Raw genomic sequence first — 19994 nt, 5'->3', positions numbered from 1 at the left:
CCGTCATCCTCCACCATAATATGTCGGAGGGGTAGCGAAGTGGCTAAACGCGGCGGACTGTAAATCCGCTCCTTCGGGTTCGGCAGTTCGAATCTGCCCCCCTCCACCATTTAAAAAATAACCTAATTGAGGTTTATTTTTTTGATAAGAAAAGTATACGAGTAAATATTAATGGGCTATAGCCAAGCGGTAAGGCAACGGACTTTGACTCCGTCATGCGCTGGTTCGAATCCAGCTAGCCCAGCCATTTACGAGCCATTAGCTCAGTTGGTAGAGCATCTGACTTTTAATCAGAGGGTCGAAGGTTCGAGTCCTTCATGGCTCACCATTTTTGCGGAAGTAGTTCAGTGGTAGAATACAACCTTGCCAAGGTTGGGGTCGCGGGTTCGAATCCCGTCTTCCGCTTTATTACTTCGGGGCCTTAGCTCAGCTGGGAGAGCGCCTGCCTTGCACGCAGGAGGTCAGCGGTTCGATCCCGCTAGGCTCCATAAAAAAAGCTTACATCAATTTGATGTAAGCTTTTTTTTATTATAATTTAAAAGAAAATACAATCTAATATTTTGCTATAGGTGATGGGGAAAGTGGGGGAAAGGAAATGAAAATTGTTATTGCTTCTGATTCGTATAAAGAGAGTTTACAAGCAAGTGAAGTATGTACAGCAATTCAAGAAGGGTTCAGTGCAATTTTTCCAAAAGCGGAGTATGTAAGAATGCCGATTGGAGATGGTGGTGAAGGAACGGTTCAATCGCTCGTGGATGCGACGGGAGGGGATATCGTTTCTACTTCTGTCACAGGACCTCTTGGAGAGGATGTAGAAGCGTTCTATGGTATCTCTAAAGATAAAAGAGTAGCGTTTATTGAAATGGCGGCAGCATCGGGATTACATCACATTCCACTTGAGAAGCGAAATCCACTTATTACAACTACAAAGGGAACTGGAGAACTCATATTACATGCTTTAGATCAAGGAGCAAAGCATATTATATTAGGACTTGGAGGAAGCGGAACGAATGATGGAGGAGCCGGTATGTTATCTGCCTTAGGGGTTCAGTTTTTTAATGCGTCTAATGAGAGAATAGAACCTGTTGGTGGGAACTTACATTGTATTGAAAGTTTTCAACTTTCCAAGTTAGATTCACGCTTAGCGCATATCACGTTAGAAGCTGCCTGTGATGTTGATAATCCATTAGTAGGAGAAAAAGGAGCCTCTTTTGTATTTGCAAAACAAAAAGGAGCTACCATGGAGGTCATGAGGACGCTTGAAGAAAATTTACAACACTATTCTTACATATTAAAAAAACAACTGCATATTGATGTAGCAGAAATTCCAGGGGCTGGGGCCGCTGGCGGAATGGGTGCAGCAGTTGTTGTACTAAAAGGAAGACTTCGTAAAGGAATTGAAATTGTTTTAGATGCAATACGGTTTCATGAGCAGCTAATAGATGCGGATCTTGTTATAACTGGTGAAGGGAGAATTGATGCACAAACAGCTTATGGCAAGGCTCCTGTTGGAGTTGCCAAGCGTGCTAAACAGCATCATATACCAGTTATAGCGATTGGAGGTTCTGTTCTTGCTAATCATGCCTCGGTTCATAAAGAAGGAATTGATGCTGTTTTTAGTATAGCAGCAAAGCCAATGTCTTTAGAAGAAGCATATCAATCAGCTAAGGAAAATATTCAAATAACGGCGAGAAATATTGCGGCAGTATGGAAATTAGCATCGGAAAAACATCTCTAAGTATAGGGATGTTTTTTATATTTATATGGGGAAAAGGCGATGATGCTTAGTCTACTTTATACAGAAATATATATAGAAATATTAATTTTAAAGGAAATAAGTGTGAATAAGGTGTATAACCATACAAAAAAATGTAGAGTTGAGTCAGACTATATAAAAGATTTAAAATATTTAGTGAAGGCATAAAAGGGGGATACTATCGATGAAGAAAGAAATTTCAATTATTGGAGTTCCAATGGATTTAGGACAACTGCGTCGCGGAGTTGATATGGGGGCAAGTGCCATTCGTTATGCAGGAGTAATTGAAAGAATTGAGCACATTGGATATGACGTGAAAGATATTGGGGATATACATATTGATAGAGAGAAAGAAGTAGATGGAAATACAAAATTAAGAAACCTTACACAAGTTGTAAAAGTTTGTCATGAATTAGCAAGTAAAGTTGATCATATTATAGAAGAAGATCGTTTTCCACTTGTACTAGGTGGCGATCATAGTATAGCGATTGGGACACTTGCAGGAGTAGCAAAACATTATAAAAATTTAGGTGTGATTTGGTATGATGCACACGGTGATTTAAATACAGAAGAAACGTCACCGTCTGGAAATATTCATGGCATGTCGCTTGCTGCGAGTTTAGGATATGGACATCCTTCACTCGTCAATTTATATGAAGCGTATCCAAAGGTCAAAAAGGAAAACATCGTAATCATCGGTGCACGCGCATTAGATGAAGGAGAAAAGGAATTTATCCGTAATGAAGGAATTAAAGTATTTACAATGCACGAAATTGATCGCATGGGTATGACGGCTGTTATGGAAGAAACGATTTCTTATTTATCACATACAGATGGCGTTCACTTATCTTTAGATTTAGATGGCTTGGATCCACATGATGCACCGGGGGTTGGTACACCTGTAATTGGTGGTCTATCCTATCGTGAAAGTCATTTAGCAATGGAAATGTTAGCTGAAGCTGACATTATTACGTCCGCTGAATTTGTGGAAGTAAATCCAATTTTAGATGAGAAAAATAAAACTGCAACAACGGCTGTTGCATTAATGGGTTCTTTGTTTGGTGAAAAACTGAAATAAATGTAAGAAAAGCGGCTGAAATGCTGCTTTTTTTATTTTAAAATAGGAGTATAATAATGAGTTATATTGTATGTTGTATTATAAAAAGTTCGACATCTTACCAATTTAAACCAAAGGAGGGATGGTGTTTGTAATTGTCGCTTCTTTCATGTATGGTATAATTAACTAGTTGTTGTAAATACATACAGATAGAGCATAAATTTAATATTTTAATATATGAATGAAATTGCTCATAAGTAGGAGGAAGGGTTAGCATGCCTTTTGGAGATATGCCTTTTTTACAATATCTCAGTACGATATTAGATATCGCCGTTGTGTGGTTTGTTATATATAAGCTAATTCTTGTAATTCGTGGTACAAAAGCTGTTCAACTTTTGAAGGGGATTACAGTTATAGTTGTTGTTCGTATATTAAGTTTTTTCCTTGATTTACATACGTTATATTGGTTGACAGATCAAGTGATAACGTGGGGATTTTTAGCAGTTATTATTATCTTCCAACCGGAAATCCGAAGAGCGCTTGAACAATTAGGCCGAGGTAGCCTATTCTCTCGCACAATTAGTCATGAGGAAGATGAAGCTGAAATTGTTGCTACAGCAGTATCGAAAGCAACCGAATATATGGGAAAACGAAGAATTGGTGCATTGATTACATTATCTAAGGAAACTGGAATGGGAGATTATATAGAAACAGGAATTCCTTTGAACGCAAATGTTTCATCAGAATTGCTCATTAATATTTTTATCCCAAATACACCTCTTCATGATGGAGCGGTTATTATGCAAGGAAGCACGATTAAAGCAGCAGCGTGTTATCTTCCATTATCAGAAAGTCCTTTTATTTCTAAAGAACTAGGAACGCGTCATCGAGCTGCAATGGGCGTAAGTGAAGTGACAGATAGTATTACTGTTGTTGTATCAGAAGAAACAGGTCAAATTTCTTTAACGAAAAATGGCGAATTACATCGTGATTTAAAGGTAGAGCAGTTGAAAGAAATACTTTTGGCAGAGTTTAGTGGTGGTGATATGAAGACAACTTCTTCATCTTTATGGAACTGGAATTGGAGGAGAAAGCGTCATGGATAAGTTAATGGAGAACCATTGGTTTTTAAAAGGAATCTCATTACTATTGGCATTGATGCTTTTTATGTCAACAACCATAACAGAAAAAAATAATACTGCCAATATATCACCTTTTGCTGGTGATACAAAAGAAACGTTAACGGACTGTCCTATCAAAGTAGATTATGATACAGACAAATACATTGTTACCGGTATCCCGAGTCAAGTAAAGGTAAAATTAGAGGGACCTAAGGCCTCTGTTGCTGCTATAAAAGCCAAAAATAAGGTTGAGATTCCTGTAGATTTACGAGGTTACAAAAAGGGAACATATGAAGTTCCGCTTAAAGCGGTGAATATTCCGAGTAATGTAAAGGCAACTGTTCAACCATCTAAAATTAAAGTTGCCATTTATAATAAAGCGAAAAAGTATGTTTCTGTAGATATGAAGTTGTCCAATGAAAATCAAGTGCAGTCTGGTGCTAACATTGACAAATCCGCTCTAAAACCGAAACCTGATACAGTTGAGGTAGTGGGAACGGAAGAGGAAATAGATAGCATTGCTTCTGCTAAAGCATATGTTGATGTAAAAGGTATTAACAAAACAGTCACAAAAGAAGCAGAAGTTATGATATATGATAAAAATGGAAAACGTTTATATTTAAAAACGAGCCCATCTAAGGTGAGTGTAACGGTTCCAGTTGTTGCACAAGCGACAGAAAATTCTAGTGAAAAAACCGTGCCGCTAAACTATATAAAAAAAGGAAATGTGCCAGAAGGTTTAGCGGTTACGAATATTAGTCTTCAACCGAGCGAAGTGACAATTTCGGGTCCGAAAGACGTTTTGGATCATATAAAAACGGTAGAGGGGGTCGAAGTAGACTTGAGTAAAATAACAGAGTCTACAACATTCGATACCTCTGTTTTATTACCAAAAGGTGTCACAAGCGCAAAGCCTAATCAAGTAAAGGTCTCTGTTCAGGTACAGGCGCAGAAAGAACAAACAAAACATAAGACAATCGATGGTATTCCAATCCAAAAAAATGGTCTTTCAAATGATATGACTGTGCAAACACTTTCCCCGCAAAGCGGAAAGATAAGTGTTGATATTTCAGGAGAAGCCAGTATAGTAGACAAAATAACAGCGGCACAAATAACGGCTGTAATAAATCTACAAGGTTTGTCTTCAGGAACACATAATGTTTCAATTCAAGTTAGTGGTCCAAGTAATGTTTCAATAAATGCAAAACAAACAAGTGCAAAGGTTACTCTTGTAAAGAAAGAACAGCCAAATAAAGAAGTACAAGGTAACATAGAGCAACCGAATTCACAAAAAGAAAACGAAAGTGAAGCAGAAAAGCCAAAAGAGCAAGATAAAGAAACAGAACAAAGTAATGGGACAGGAAAAGAAAATACAACAGAGGAACCAAAAGAGCAAGATAAAGGAGAGAATAGTAATGGGTAAATATTTTGGAACAGATGGTGTACGCGGTGTTGCAAATAAGGAATTAACACCAGAACTAGCATTTAAAATTGGTCGCTTTGGTGGTTATGTATTAACAAAAGATACAGATCGTCCAAAAGTTATTATCGGTCGTGATACACGTGTATCTGGTCATATGTTAGAAGGAGCTTTAGTGGCAGGTTTACTATCAATTGGTGCGGAAGTTATGCGTCTTGGTGTTATTTCAACTCCTGGGGTTGCTTATTTAACAAAAGCGTTAGATGCACAAGCAGGCGTTATGATTTCAGCATCTCATAATCCAGTGCAAGATAACGGAATTAAATTCTTTGGTGCAGATGGATTTAAATTAACAGATGAGCAAGAAGCAGAAATTGAGGCATTATTAGACAAAGAGGTTGATGAATTACCACGTCCAGTCGGAACAAACCTAGGACAAGTGAACGATTATTTTGAAGGTGGACAAAAATATTTACAATACATTAAACAAACTGTAGAAGAAGATTTCTCTGGTCTACATATTGCTTTAGACTGTGCACACGGTGCGACATCTTCTTTAGCACCATATTTATTTGCAGACTTAGAAGCTGACATTTCAACGATGGGAACTTCACCAAATGGCATGAACATTAATGATGGTGTTGGATCTACGCATCCAGAAGGATTAGCAGAGTTAGTAAAAGAAAAAGGTGCAGATATCGGCCTTGCATTTGATGGAGATGGAGACCGCTTAATTGCAGTAGATGAAAAAGGAAACATCGTTGATGGAGATCAAATTATGTATATCTGTGCGAAATACATGAAAGAAACTGGCCAACTAAAACATAACACAGTTGTTTCGACTGTTATGAGTAACTTAGGGTTCTATAAAGCGGTAGAAGCAAACGGTATTACAAGCAATAAGACAGCAGTTGGTGATCGCTACGTAATGGAAGAAATGAAACGTGGTGGCTATAACCTTGGCGGTGAGCAATCAGGTCATATTATTATGCTTGATTACATTACAACTGGAGATGGCATGTTAAGTGCACTTCAACTTGTTAACATTATGAAAGTGACGAAAAAGCCATTGTCTGAGCTTGCAGGTGAAATGAAAAAATTCCCACAACTATTAGTAAATGTTCGTGTAACAGATAAAAAACTAGCATTAGAAAATGAAAAAATTAAAGAGATTATTCGTGTAGTAGAAGAAGAAATGAATGGGGATGGCCGCGTTCTTGTTCGTCCTTCTGGAACAGAGCCACTTATTCGTGTAATGGCAGAAGCACCAACACAAGAGCTTTGCAATGAGTATGTACATCGCATTGTAGATGTTGTAAAAGCTGAAGTTGGAGCCGAATAATTCGCCGATTTTCTTGAAAAAGGAGCACGCTTTGTGCTCCTTTTTCATAATGTTTTATAGGCAATGAAAAAATTTCATTGACGGTTTATGTTGTTTGTTATAAGATGGTCTTGTTCTTTTTCTCAATGTAAATATAAGAGTGTTTAAAGCGCCAGAACTACAAAGTGTGTAGTTGACGAGGAGGAGTTTTATCGAGATTTCGGCGGATGACTCCCGGTTATTCATCATAACCGCAAGCTTTTATTTAAATCACTGAGGCGACTTGGTGGACAAAGATAAAAGTGTGATGAGAGAAAAGGGACGGATGAATACTAGCTGTATAAATGCTATACGGACTGGAAACCAATCGAGAGGAAGGTGAAAGCCGTTACAGATTTACAGAGCTAGCAATATGTAATCCGTTTTTTTATGAAAAATAATGAGATCGGACGAGGTCGTTACATGTTCGCAAGGCAATGTAAGCATTTGTAACGGCGACTTAAACATGTGTGGAATTGTAGGATTTATTGGAGAGCAAGATGCAAAGGAAATTTTATTAAAAGGTTTAGAGAAGCTAGAATACCGCGGATATGATTCAGCAGGTATTGCAGTACAGACAGAGAACGGTATTGTTGTATACAAAGAAAAAGGTCGTATTGCAAAACTTCGTGAAATCGTGGATGAAAATGTAGCAACAAGCGTGGGAATCGGTCATACACGTTGGGCAACACATGGTGTTCCAAGTAAAGTAAATGCACATCCGCATCAAAGTACATCAAAACGCTTTACGCTAGTTCATAATGGTGTAATTGAAAACTATGAATTAGTGAAGAACGAATATTTACAAGATGTAACGTTTGTAAGTGAAACAGATACAGAGGTTATCGTTCAACTTATCGAACAACAAGTAAATACAGGTTTAAATGTAGAAGAGGCTTTCCGTAAAGCTTTATCTCTTTTACATGGTTCTTATGCAATTGGTTTACTTGATGCTGAAAATCCAAACATGATTTATGTTGCTAAAAACAAAAGCCCGCTATTAGTAGGTGTTGGCGACAACTTTAATGTTGTTGCGAGCGATGCAATGGCGATGTTACAAGTTACAGATCAATTTATCGAATTAATGGATAAAGAAGTGGTAATCGTAACAAAAGAAAGCATTACAATTAAAAACTTACAAGGTGAAACGATAGAACGTGCACCGTTTACAGCGGAATTAGATGCAAGTGATATTGAAAAAGGAACATATCCTCATTTCATGCTGAAAGAAATTGATGAGCAACCACTTGTAATCCGTAATATTATTCAAAAGTATCAAGATGAAAATGGCGAGATTGAATTAGATGAAGAGATTCGCAGTGCTATTTTAGCGAGCGATCGCGTTTATATCATTGCATGTGGCACAAGTTACCATGCAGGTCTTGTTGGAAAACAATTTATCGAGAAATTTGCAAAAGTACCTGTAGAAGTGCATGTCGCAAGTGAATTCTCTTATAATATGCCGCTATTAACAGAAAAACCTTTCTTCATTTACATTTCACAAAGTGGTGAAACAGCAGATAGCCGTGCCGTACTTGTGCAAACAAATGAAATGGGTCATAAAGCATTAACAATTACAAACGTACCAGGTTCAACACTTTCTCGTGAAGCTGATTACACGCTTCCTTTATATGCAGGACCTGAAATCGCAGTTGCTTCTACAAAAGCATATACAGCACAACTTGCCGTACTTGCAATCTTAGCAGCTGACATTGCAAAAGCAAAAGGTGAAGCTCTTGATTTTGACTTAACACACGAATTAGGACTAGTAGCAAATGCAATGGAAGTACTTTGTGATCAAAAAGAAGAAATGGACGCACTAGCAAAACAATTCCTAGCAACAACACGCAACTGTTTCTTTATCGGACGTAGCGTAGACTTCTATGTAGGCTTAGAAGGTGCATTAAAACTAAAAGAAATCTCTTACATCCAAGCTGAAGGATTTGCTGGAGGAGAGTTAAAGCATGGTACAATTGCGTTAATTGAAAAAGGTACACCAGTTATCGCACTTGCTACACAAGAGCATGTAAACCTAGGAATTCGTGGTAACGTAAAAGAAGTAGTAGCGCGCGGTGCAAACCCATGCATCATCTCTATGAAAGGCTTAGAAATGGAAGGCGACAGCTTCGTACTACCAGCGGTACACGAAGCACTAGCACCACTTGTAGCTGTAGTTCCATTACAACTGATCTCATACTACGCAGCACTTCACCGCGAGTGTGATGTTGATAAGCCACGTAACTTAGCTAAATCTGTTACTGTTGAGTAAGAGGTTGGATGAGTTAGTGTTTGTTGTGGATTTGAAATAAAGTCGCGATGTTTATAAAAAAGATGCGATGCTTCACCCCTTTAGATATGATTATCTAAAGGGGTGTTTTTGTGTCTAAAAGAAAAAGAACATCTGAAGTTGAAAAGTGGATGAAAGAAGGTCGTGGTTCAGGTATCGGTATAAATTATAAACCATGGCTGAAAATTCAAGATGTATCCTCTCTAGGTCGTTCAACTCGTTTAAAAGGAATAAAAACGAGTAGGCAACATGAATTTTTATCGGATTTAGAACGAAACTACTTTTATTTGACTGAACATTCGGATTTTATTTTTGATATTCGTGAGCAATTTCCTTTACTACCGTTGGAAGAAACGATTGTCATTGCAGATGAGTTAGGTATTAAGCATTCTACTGATCCTAAAACTGGTGAACCAATTGTGATGACAACGGATTTTTTATTAACAGTAGATAAAGGACAAGGTGTGTTTGAGGTGGCTCGTACAGTCAAAATGAAGGATGAATTATTGAAGGAGCGTGTACTGGAAAAGTTTGAGATTGAGCGTGAGTATTGGCAGAGACGAGACATTGATTGGGGCATTGTTACAGAGGAAGAGATTCATAAAGTAATGGCACGGAATATTAGCTACATTCATGACTACTACAATATTCGAGATTATGATGTATTTCAAAAAATGAGTCCGCAGCTCATCGAGGATTTATCTTTATCGTTGATGCAAAGATTGCTAAACGATTCATGCAGTGTTCGTATTATTACAAGTAAATTTGATTCAGATACACATCTGCCTTTTGGGAGTGGTGTGACCCTTTTTTATCATTTGCTTGCTCAGAAAATTATTGTGATAGATATGCTTAAACCAATAAATTTAGAGGAGGATATTGATATTAAGTCGATTGATGAAAGCAAGTTGAAGAAGGTGAAATACGGATGATTTATATTAATCAAGTGCTTCAATATGTAACGGATTCTAAGAGGATACGTGTAATCGACATTGAGGAATCGTATGTGTATATCGTTAATATTGATACGACGAGTGCTATGCCTCAAAAAGAACTATATGGTGTTTTACAGACGGACATTAAACAAGGTGAGCTTTTAGTGGTTATGGATCCTTATGCAAAAGCTATTCCAGATAATGAATTAACAGAAGTACAAATACGAAAACGTGAAGAAGATTGGTATATAGTTGAAAAATATATTCTTCATAATATGAGTGAACTACTTAATAAACAAGGTCGTGAAAATAAGATTCAGGAGATTGTTAAAGACAGTGGACTTGGGAAAACGAAGGTAAAAAAGCTTCTCAGTCGTTATTGGCAGCGTGGTATGAACAAAAATGCGATGTTACCTGATTACGCAAATTCCGGTGGTAAGGGAAGAAGCAAATCTTTAACAAATATCAAAATAGGACGCCCTCGAAGAGTAAATATTAGTGGGAATTATCAAACGGGCATCAATATTACTGATGAAGTTAAGGTGCAATTTGAACACGCTATTAACAAGTACTATCGCAAAACAAATAATTATTCACTAACAGATGTATATCATTTTATTTTGCGTGATTTCTATTCAGACCGCTATAAAGAGAATAGTGAAATGAAATACCATGTTTGGGATGCTAGTCGAATACCTTCATATAATCAGTTTTACTATTGGTTTAAAAAACTAGAGGATCCGAAAAAAGATATTCAATTCCGTAAGAGTGCCAAGGAATTTGAGTCTAAACATAGACCAATTTTAAGTGATTCAAAATCCGAAACAAATGGACCAGGAACGCGTTTCCAAATTGATGCAACGATCGCAGACATTTATTTAGTTAGTTCCTTGGATGTAAATAAAGTAATTGGTAGACCAGTTATTTACGCTGTAATCGATGTGTATTCTCGTATCGTTACAGGGTTATATGTCGGATTAGAAGGTCCATCATGGGTTGGAGCGATGATGGCTTTAGATAATATGGTCGCAGATAAAGTGGATTTTTGTAAACAGTATGGGATTGAAATACTTGAGGAGCAATGGCCTACACATCATTTACCCGAAATCATTATTGCTGATCGAGGAGAGTTTGAAGGATACTCTGTTGAAAATTTAATTAATAATTTAAATATCAAAATTGAAAATACAACCGCTTATCGAGGGGATTTAAAGGGGATTGTAGAACGTAAATTTCGTACATTGAATGGCAAGGTGAAACAAAAGGCGCCAGGTGCTATTCAAAAAGAATACCGTGAACGTGGAGATAGAGATTATCGCTTGGATGCGACTCTAAGTCTTAAAGAATTTACAGCAATAATTATTACGTTGGTTCTTCATCATAATCATAAAATTATTGATAAATACCCAATGGAAAAAGAAATGATTACAGATGGCTTAGTACCAACTCCAATCAAATTATGGAACTGGGGTATTCAAAATCGTAAAGGAAGACTAAGAACTGTTGATAGAAATATTCTAAGGTTAAATGTTTTGCCACGTGGGAAAGCTATCATTTCTAGAGCGGGCATTAAATTTAAAAATCTATTATATGGTTCAAAACAAGCTGTCGAAGAGCAATGGTACCTAAAACTAAGAAATACGAGTATCGAAATAGTTTACGATCCACGTAACGTAGAGAAAATTTATATTCCGCATGATAATGGGATGGATTTCGAGTCTTGTATTTTACTTGAGCCAAGTCAACAATATCGCAACGACCTCTTAGAAGAAATTATTTTTCAACAAAAATTACGAAGTGAATGGGAAGAAATCGAACGTTCCAATCAAATACAACTAACGATTAATACAGATGCAAAGATGGATGAAATCATTAAAAAGGCAAAGAACAAGAAACATCAATCTTTAAATGCATCTACTAGCAAAAGAGAAAAAATTGCATCTATTAGAGAAAATAAAAATACGGAAAAGCAGTTAAATAGACAGCAAGAAAAGTTTGATTTGTCACCAGCGGCTGTTAGTGAGAAAGCAGAAGTAATTGATTTTTCTACAAAAGAAAAGGTACAAAGTGAGCTATCTAAAAAGTCTAGCTCGCGCCTAATGGAAAAATTAAAGAAAAAGCGAGGTGAGAAGTTTGGAAAAGACGAATAATATTGTCCTTAAAGGTGATTTTGAGGAAGCGAATTATAAAGCGCAGGTTTTATCTGAGTATGACAATAATCCCTTTATCGAAGCGCTCCCGCCAATCTTTGATGAGGATGATGTGCTAGAAAGATTTATGGTAACGCCACGTATTACAGAGCAAGATAAACAAAGTGAAACAAACATTCGCTATCATGTGTTGAAGCATGTGAAAAACTTCATTCAACCTTTGCCTATCCATTTTGAAGTAGAGCGTCGTCTATCAACTTTAATTCGCCGAGGATACTTAGCACGGAATCCATTAGATAAAACATTTCTAGAGCGTATTCGGGTTTTACACCAGCTAAGAGAAGATGAAGAGGAAGCACATAAATATATTGATGAGCGATTAAATTATATTCGCTCCACAGCAGATAGTTTATCGATTATTGGCATTTCAGGTATTGGGAAAACAACAGCAATTGAGCGTTTGCTACTTATGTATCCGCAAGTTATTAAACATGAAGCTTACAAAAGACAACCGTTTAATCGTACACAAATTGTTTGGCTTAAAATTGATTGTCCATATGATGGTAGCTTATCTACAATGTGTAAAGGATTCTTCAAGGCGATTGATGATCTACTCGGTACTCGCTACTTAGAGAAGTATGGTTATTTAAATCGCGTTACATCAACAATGCTTTTACATATGACTTCTTTAGCAAGTATGTACGGTATAGGTGTATTAGTTATTGATGAAATCCAGCATCTATTACATTCGAAAAATGACCAAGAAGAAATGTTAAATTTCTTTGTTACATTATCAAATACAGTCGGCATCCCTACAGTGTTAATTGGTACCTCAAAGGCCCAACAATTATTTAAAGGAAACTTCCGCCAAGCTCGTCGTGCAGCAAGTGATGGTGCAATCATTTGGGATCGTATGGTTGAGGACAGTGAGGAATGGGAGTTCTTTTTAGAAACATTATGGGAGTTACAATGCTTAAAAACTCGTTCAGAACTTACTGGTGAAATTAAAAAGACGTTTTATGAAGAATGCCAAGGAATTACTTCGGTAGCTGTAAATTTGTTTATTCTAGCACAGGAGCGAGCGCTGTTTGATGAATCAAATGAAGATGAAACAATTACTCCTCGAGTATTGAAGAAAACAGCTAAAGAGGATATGGAAATCATTCAGCCGATGCTTAATGCCATTCGTAAAAATGATTTAAAGGCAATGTATAAGTACGAGGATGTTATGATTAATCTTGACGAGTTAATGATTAATCATAAGCAAAATACCGAGTACGAGGGGAAAATCAAAGCAGCGATGAAAGAACGCCAAAATACATTGCAATATAAGCGTCAGGATATGATTGAGAGTTTGAGTATAGAAGTTGCTTCGTTAGGAATTTTTGATATTCTGAGTGCGACAGAGATTAGGAAGTTTATTACTAAGGTTGTAGAAAAACAACCTATTGATGTGAATTACAATGAACTAAAGCTAGATGTAATCCAACAGATGATTGAATTGAATCAAAAGAAAAAACAACGACAAATTTTAGGGAAAACAAAAAAGAGTGAGTTATTACCGTTATTGAAGTTTAGAGAGCAAGCACTAATACAAAAACAACATCCATATGAAATTTTGAATAGAAATGGTTTTATTAAAGCACCTATTTCTGAGTTTTATTAAGGGAGATATAATCTATGTTTATTGTTAAACAAAAAGGACCCACTTGTGGTATGTATGCTCTTTTGAATGGAATATTTATGTTTCATAACATAAAAGGATTCCGAACTACTAAAACTCATAAAATTGTTTTGAGATTATTAAAAGAAAACCAATTAGACAAAGACAATGATGCAGAGGGAAGAACATTTGTAGGAGAGTTTTTTGATATAGACGAATACCTTTTATTTATTACAAGAAATAAAGAGTTAATTACCAACGAAATCTCGAATTATTTTGGTGAAGATATTCGATTTGAAGTATATAAAGTTCCGTTTTCACAAATAAAGAATGAAACTAATGCACTGTTTATTGTACCAATTTTAGATAATAAGATTAAAAGTAACGGTCAAGTTATATCGCATTGGATTAGCCTTAAATTTAATAAGAAAAATGGTAAATACAAAGTTGTGAATAGTCGGAGTAGAGTGATGAAATCTTTAGCTCTATATAAAATTCAAGAGAAACATTTTAATTTAGAAGATGGGTCTTTTTATTGGAATAGATATAAAAGAAAGAAATATATGCCTGCATTTAATAGTATTGAAAAATATGTGAGAAATCGATTGAAGAAAAAATATGATTTTATTGAAAAAAGAATTTTGAAAAATAAAATCAACTATACCACAGGGGAAGTTATCATGATAAGAAGGTTATGAGGTGATTATATGCTACCCTTTTTCACAAATGCATATCCAGATGAATTGATATATTCAGCGATTGCACGTTATCACTTTTATAGTGGCAATATTGATTGTAAAGACACGTTAGAAGAAGTGTTTCAAAGTCGTTCTGTGATTCCGAGTGTGGAGATTGGTAACCATTTTGCTATATTAGCTCAGCAACTAGGTTCTAACTATTCTGTTGAGACTATATTAGCTAATCATACAATTTATCCTTATTATGCAATGTTTTTAACAAAGCAGCGTCAGCAAGAAATTCTACGAGATGTTGCTAGTAATGGACAAGCACTTTATACAAGACTTGGTATGATTGCAGGAAGTATTTGTAGAAAAGCTGGACTCTATTATTGTCCAGAATGTACGAAGAATGATGTAGAGCAATTTGGAGAGCCATATATACATCGAGAGCATCAGTTACAAGGCATTGATTATTGTCCCCATCATGAGGTGCAATTGAGAAAATACCCAGTAGATACGACCAGCCGTATTGAATACATTCGTTTTGAGTTAAAGAATATGAATCTATCTTCTATTTACAAAGCTGATCCTTTTGCAGAAATTTCAATTCACTTATCAAAACAAGCATATAAGTTATTACGATTACCATTGCATAAATTTTCATGTGAAGATATTAAGCTGAAACACCGTGCGTCATTGTTTGAATTAAATCTGATTACAGTTTCGAATCGAGTACGTCAAAAAGAATTGTATCAAGCGTTTAAAAGTAAGTTCCCTAAAGGCTTTTTAGAAAAGTATGAGAGTACTCTAAATATAGCGGATGAGTATAACTGGTTAAAAGTGATTACTCGTAATACAAAGCGTCATGTACACCCCTTTAGGCATTTGTTAATGCTTTATTTCTTAGAACAGGATATAGATGACTTGGTAAATCAAGAGGCTCATGTAGGTCCGTTTAGTGTGGGGCCTTGGCCTTGTTTGAATAGAGCAGCAACACACTATAAAGAATCAGTCATTCCTAGTGTTGAGGTTACAAGAGATTTTAAATCAACAGCCCCAATTGGTACATTTAGCTGTTCGTGTGGTTTTGTCTATGCAAGAAAAGGTCCTGATATGTCTTTAGAAGATCGATTTCGCATAGGAAGAGTAAAAGCATTTGGTGAAGTGTGGAAGTTAAGGCTTAAACAATTATCTAATAAGAACCTTAGTACAAGATCGATTGCGAGGGAATTAGGAGTCAATTCCAAGACAGTTAAAAGGTATTTAGAGGAACATGAGATAACAAATAATCAAGTGAAGATAGAAGATAAGGTGTTATTAGAACAGTATCGAAATGAGATGATAGAAGGTATACGAAAATTTCCTGATTTATCTCGTACAGATTTGCGAGAGCTTTTTAAAAAGCAATATATGTTCTTATATAGATATGATAAAGAATGGTTGATGGAGAATTTGCCCATAAAACAAAAGAAGCTAGAACCGACTAAAACGATAGACTGGGATAAGAGAGATAGAGAATACGTTGTAAAAATAAAAGTACTCTATAAAGCGTTACTGGCGGAAGAAAGACCTACTCGAATAACGGTTTCAGCGATAGGTAAACGATTAGGAATACTAGCGAACTTGGAGCGTCATTTAGGTAAATTATCGCAAACAAAGGAACTATTAGAAGCAATAACTGAGTCAGTCAAGCAATTTCAAATTCGTCGTTGTTGTAAGATTATCGATCATATGTTGCAAGAGGAACAACCTGTATTACTATGGAAAATACAGCGCCTTGGTGCTGTGAAGTCACATCATTTTTATAATATAAAACCGTATTTGGAAGAATATTTACAAAATAAACAGGAAGTGAATAATTATGAGCCAACAACAGGTTAAAATTAAATGGCCTTTTGCAGAAGACGAAAAAGTAAAGTTAATATGGATCGGTGATCCCTTTCGGCAAGATAATAAAATAATGTTTAAATCATATTTTCGTACAAATAATTGTACAGAAAGTATATTAATGGATTGGGGTACATTACCCTGCTTGGCAATCCAGCACTATTATACGGATGGAATTATTACGACTAGTCAATCTCCCAAAGACATATTTGAAGTTGATATAACCCTCTATCCTAATGGAGTAAAATATTATGAAAAACCGTGGGTTATTAAAGGGAATAAGGATTCTGCAACTTCTCGTAGTTTTATATTTTCTTTTAAAGGGAAGAATATTATATTGCCAGTTGTTGAAGTGATTCGTAGTATTTTAGCACCCAATGGATTCTTATTATATCGCTTATTTGAATCTAATTCATTTCCTCAGTTTTTCACAGAAGTATACGAAACTAATAGAATGCACCTTGATTTTTCCTCACAATATGAAAAAAAAGTATACAAAAGCACCTTTTGTTTATCAATTAGCTTGGCTTCTAACGAATCTAGACTTACGACGAGTATTTGAAAATATATCCTTTACCTGGCTTCAAGAAAAAATTTTAAAATTTGACTGGGCATTTACCAAACCAATTACCGTCACAGCTAGGGTTAAGGAGAGTAATAATAGCTGGACTGTACTCCAAATTGTTAACGTGAAGAATAAGCATATTCCATATGAAAGTATTTTAATTTCACACCCAGAAATACAAGATAGAGAAAGATCTAATGAAGCAAAGAAAATTACTTATCATAAACAGAATCAAAAGGGTAATCAGGAAGAGTTTACACTAGATGAACAGGTAGATGGGGCCACTGAAGATTTTGATCTGATCCAAATGAATCAATTAAAGCATGAATATACAACAATACCTAAAATTGATCGTGTTAAGGGTAATTCTACTAAGCAACGAACTAGAGAAGATGAAAATACGAAGAAATACTATATTGACAATGATTCTATTCGCTCCACAGCTGACGTTGGTGGGGAACAGTTGGCACGAGGATTAGAGCAGCAAATGTTACACGAAATTCAAACACAGGGTGAACTACAGGATTTTATTAATGTATTAAAAATAATGGAACAGCATCCACAAGTACGAGAAATCAGAGTGGTTATTGATGTATTACCAGATGGAGTGGGGGAGCGAAAATTTACGAAATTAAGTGATGGTATTACGAAACGACGTTATGTAATTGCTGAAGTATACATGGTTAATAAGAGACGATTTAGCATTATAGAAGTTGAGCGAGAAAAATATTCATTGTCTATGCTTATTTTATCATCACCTAATATTTATGGGTGGAAAGTGATTTACAATTGTCTCCTTGTAAACCTTGTTAATGGTAGTGGTACTTGGACCAAGAAGTCTTTAGAGTATATAAAGAATCAAACTGTTATTGTGGTCAAAGTAAGACATAGTAATAAAGACATTCAACACAGGGCTGAAATTTTATTAAAAAGGTTGTTATAATTGTCCTACTAAAATTTTATTGCAAATTAATTAAATTTAAGAAGTTTAGGATATATAATATTAATTATATAGTTAAATTTTAATATATTAGATATTTATAAGTGTAAATATAGATATGGGTACAGCTTAGTTTGAATATTTAAGTAATAACAGATGCTGCTGCACATATCCCAACTGATAATACTAAGCGGAGTGAATAAAATGGATATTTCAAATCAATTAGAAAATAAAATGCTGGAATTAAATGCTTTAATTTCTAAGGTAGATACAGAAGATGTATTAGGTATGATAGCAACAGAATTTCAAATGATCGTTCCGGGAGATGATATAACAGTTTTTGAAACTACATCTTTATTATCTCCATTTAAACAATATATTTATTTATGTAATTTATTATTTTCTATCCCACAATTAAAAGTATTGTCCTATGAATCAGAAGATTTTCCAAGTATATATAAGGAAATTAAGGAAAAGTTAAATGAAATAGTAAATATTTATGGGTTAATTTTCTTTCCAGAATCTAATGAACAAATTTCAGAAGAATGGATTCAAAAAAGAGAACTATGTATGCCTGTTTTTATGAATTACTTTAATATACACTCTCTCAATAGCGAGGAACAGTTGAAAGATAGAATAGTAAGTTGGTTTAGTCAATATAATGACTATTATTTAAGTCAAATACAATTAACTGTAGAGGATTTAATTGCTATCTATGATTTGCTTAAATCTAGGTTAATACAGGATTTCAAAAAAACTAAAAAATTCTTTGATAAGATGAATGAAATTAGAGAATTTACATTTAGTCTAATGGAAAGTAAAGGATTAGAATTTGATGAAGCGATAGGAATTTCCCGTCAAAAGTATGGGGATGCTGTTGATTTAAATGATTTTGAAAAGTGTCTTAATGAACAACTTTTTATCGTTAAAAAATCTGATTTAAGTAGTTTATATGATCGCTCAAAAGTAGAAAAGTTCTTATCGTTATTTTCATTAGAAAGAGAAAAGAGAGAGGTAACCTACTATACTCAAAAAGGACCTTTTGAACAAAAGCCTATTTGGAAGAAAAGTGAAGAACTTTTCTTTGTTCCAATTTACAAACAAATTTTAGAAGCTATTTATAATCTGTTATCCAATATAATCGAAACAAGTACACTAAAAGGAAGTTTTTATAGAAATAGAGATAAAAAAACAGAGAATAAGACAATAGATTTATTTAAAATGTTATTTAGAGACAGAGCATTATATTATTCAACGGTTTTTGAAACTACTGATGCTCAAAATGAACATGATTTACTAATTATTAAAGAAAACAATATATATATTATTGAAGTAAAAGCATCTAAGTTTAAAGAACCTTTTAGGGATCCTGATAGAGCATTTACAAGAATTACAAGAGACTTTAAAAGTGATGGGGGAATACAAAAGGCTTTTGAACAAGGGTTAAACTTGAAGAATTTGATATTATCTCAGCCTAATACAATTTTATATGATGAACATGGTAATGAAGTTGTGAATATTACCTCTGATAAAGTAGAAAATATCTATATAATTTGTGCAACCGCTGAAAATTTCGGAGTAATAGCTTCTAATTTATCTTACCTATTGGAAAAAGAAATAGACGAACACTTTCCAATTTCAATAAATACATTTGATTTGGAGCTTATAATCGACTTTATTAATTATAAGGGGTTAGATGAAGCTGTATTCGACGACTATTTAAACTTCAGAAGAACTTATCATTCAAAAATATTAGCGACTGACGAGTTGGATATTTTTGGGTATTTCTTTAGTGGATCTAAGATTGATGAGAGTGCAGATTTAATTCAAATAGATCCTAATTATGCAGGGATTTTTGATGAGATGTACTTTGAGAAAAATGGAATGATAAAAAAAATAGAATCAAAAGGTAGCAAGACAATAAAAAAGAAAGTAAATGGTTGTTCTAATAAAAGAGGAAAGAAACAAAGGAGAAAAACTTCGAAAGCCAGCAGAATGAAAAATAGAAAAAAATAGAAAATCACTATAATTTTATAATGTATTATAGTAAAAATAAAGTTAGTATTTTTTGCTCGGATTTTACATGAATATCCATAAAAATTTACAAAAGTGCTAGGTATGTATCAACTTAATAGCTAAGGATAGTGGACATAAATAGTCGACCGAATGGAAC

The 19994-nt window shown here is 34.9% G+C and carries 14 protein-coding genes and 5 tRNA genes; all 19 read left to right on the top strand.

All coding sequences use genetic code 11. From position 1 onward, the window contains the following. Positions 1 to 25 precede the first annotated feature (25 nt). The 19 genes from MR058_RS18960 to MR058_RS18870 all read left to right on the top strand — a co-directional run bounded on the left by MR058_RS18960 (position 26) and on the right by MR058_RS18870 (position 19837). Positions 26 to 109, top strand: a tRNA-Tyr gene (locus tag MR058_RS18960). A 63-nt stretch (positions 110 to 172) separates the two neighbouring features. Further along, positions 173 to 247 (top strand) — tRNA-Gln (locus tag MR058_RS18955). Between the two features lie 5 nt (positions 248 to 252). Next, positions 253 to 328, top strand: a tRNA-Lys gene (locus MR058_RS18950). A 5-nt stretch (positions 329 to 333) separates the two neighbouring features. Beyond that, positions 334 to 405: transfer RNA gene (locus MR058_RS18945), tRNA-Gly, on the top strand. A gap of 10 nt (positions 406 to 415) precedes the next feature. Continuing rightward, positions 416 to 488, top strand: a tRNA-Ala gene (locus MR058_RS18940). Positions 489 to 595: 107 nt separating this feature from the next. After that, a complete protein-coding gene (locus tag MR058_RS18935; RefSeq protein WP_242145422.1) occupies positions 596 to 1738 on the top strand; it encodes a glycerate kinase in 1143 nt (380 codons plus the stop codon). 202 nt (positions 1739 to 1940) lie between these two features. Beyond that, positions 1941 to 2834, top strand: coding sequence for an arginase (rocF, locus tag MR058_RS18930; RefSeq protein WP_242145421.1), 894 nt, complete (start codon positions 1941 to 1943; stop codon positions 2832 to 2834). 254 nt (positions 2835 to 3088) lie between these two features. Further along, entirely contained in the window at positions 3089 to 3919 is an 831-nt protein-coding gene (cdaA, locus tag MR058_RS18925) for a diadenylate cyclase CdaA (protein WP_242145420.1), read from the top strand. Beyond that, positions 3912 to 5357 carry a CdaR family protein gene (locus MR058_RS18920; protein ID WP_242145419.1) on the top strand — a complete coding sequence of 482 codons (1446 nt, stop codon included), beginning with the start codon at positions 3912 to 3914 and terminating at the stop codon, positions 5355 to 5357. The genes cdaA and MR058_RS18920 overlap by 8 nt, the downstream gene beginning before the upstream one ends. Next, positions 5350 to 6696, top strand: a complete 1347-nt coding sequence (gene glmM / locus MR058_RS18915; RefSeq protein WP_242145418.1) for a phosphoglucosamine mutase — start codon at positions 5350 to 5352, stop codon at positions 6694 to 6696. The genes MR058_RS18920 and glmM overlap by 8 nt, the downstream gene beginning before the upstream one ends. A gap of 484 nt (positions 6697 to 7180) precedes the next feature. After that, positions 7181 to 8983, top strand: a complete 1803-nt coding sequence (gene glmS / locus MR058_RS18910; protein ID WP_242145429.1) for a glutamine--fructose-6-phosphate transaminase (isomerizing) — start codon at positions 7181 to 7183, stop codon at positions 8981 to 8983. 110 nt (positions 8984 to 9093) lie between these two features. After that, positions 9094 to 9933 (top strand): TnsA endonuclease N-terminal domain-containing protein, encoded by an 840-nt coding sequence (locus tag MR058_RS18905; protein ID WP_242145417.1) that lies wholly within the window; start codon positions 9094 to 9096, stop codon positions 9931 to 9933. Then, on the top strand, positions 9930 to 12086 hold the full coding sequence (locus MR058_RS18900; RefSeq protein ID WP_242145416.1) for a Mu transposase C-terminal domain-containing protein: 2157 nt from the start codon (positions 9930 to 9932) through the stop codon (positions 12084 to 12086). The genes MR058_RS18905 and MR058_RS18900 overlap by 4 nt, the downstream gene beginning before the upstream one ends. Then, the gene (locus MR058_RS18895; RefSeq protein WP_472927015.1) at positions 12061 to 13752 is read left to right on the top strand and encodes an ATP-binding protein; all 1692 of its coding nucleotides are present in this window, start codon (positions 12061 to 12063) and stop codon (positions 13750 to 13752) included. The genes MR058_RS18900 and MR058_RS18895 overlap by 26 nt, the downstream gene beginning before the upstream one ends. Before the next feature lie 14 nt (positions 13753 to 13766). Next, entirely contained in the window at positions 13767 to 14447 is a 681-nt protein-coding gene (locus MR058_RS18890) for a hypothetical protein (protein ID WP_242145415.1), read from the top strand. A gap of 9 nt (positions 14448 to 14456) precedes the next feature. Then, positions 14457 to 16310: a TnsD family transposase gene (locus MR058_RS18885; protein ID WP_242145414.1), complete on the top strand. Its 1854-nt coding sequence runs from the start codon at positions 14457 to 14459 to the stop codon at positions 16308 to 16310. After that, positions 16291 to 16878, top strand: coding sequence for a hypothetical protein (locus MR058_RS18880; protein WP_242145413.1), 588 nt, complete (start codon positions 16291 to 16293; stop codon positions 16876 to 16878). Before MR058_RS18885 ends, MR058_RS18880 begins: the two co-directional genes overlap by 20 nt. Continuing rightward, entirely contained in the window at positions 16796 to 17824 is a 1029-nt protein-coding gene (locus tag MR058_RS18875) for a Tn7-like element transposition protein TnsE (RefSeq protein WP_242145412.1), read from the top strand. Before MR058_RS18880 ends, MR058_RS18875 begins: the two co-directional genes overlap by 83 nt. 201 nt (positions 17825 to 18025) lie before the next feature. After that, on the top strand, positions 18026 to 19837 hold the full coding sequence (locus MR058_RS18870) for a hypothetical protein (RefSeq protein ID WP_242145411.1): 1812 nt from the start codon (positions 18026 to 18028) through the stop codon (positions 19835 to 19837). The last annotated feature ends 157 nt before the right edge of the window (positions 19838 to 19994 follow it).

The sequence above is a fragment of the Bacillus cereus group sp. BfR-BA-01430 genome (genome assembly GCF_022663115.1).
GTDB classification, from domain to species: domain Bacteria; phylum Bacillota; class Bacilli; order Bacillales; family Bacillaceae_G; genus Bacillus_A; species Bacillus_A cereus_BD.
The sequence above is the reverse complement of the archived record's forward strand: the minus strand, read 5'-3'. Positions and strand labels throughout refer to the sequence as shown.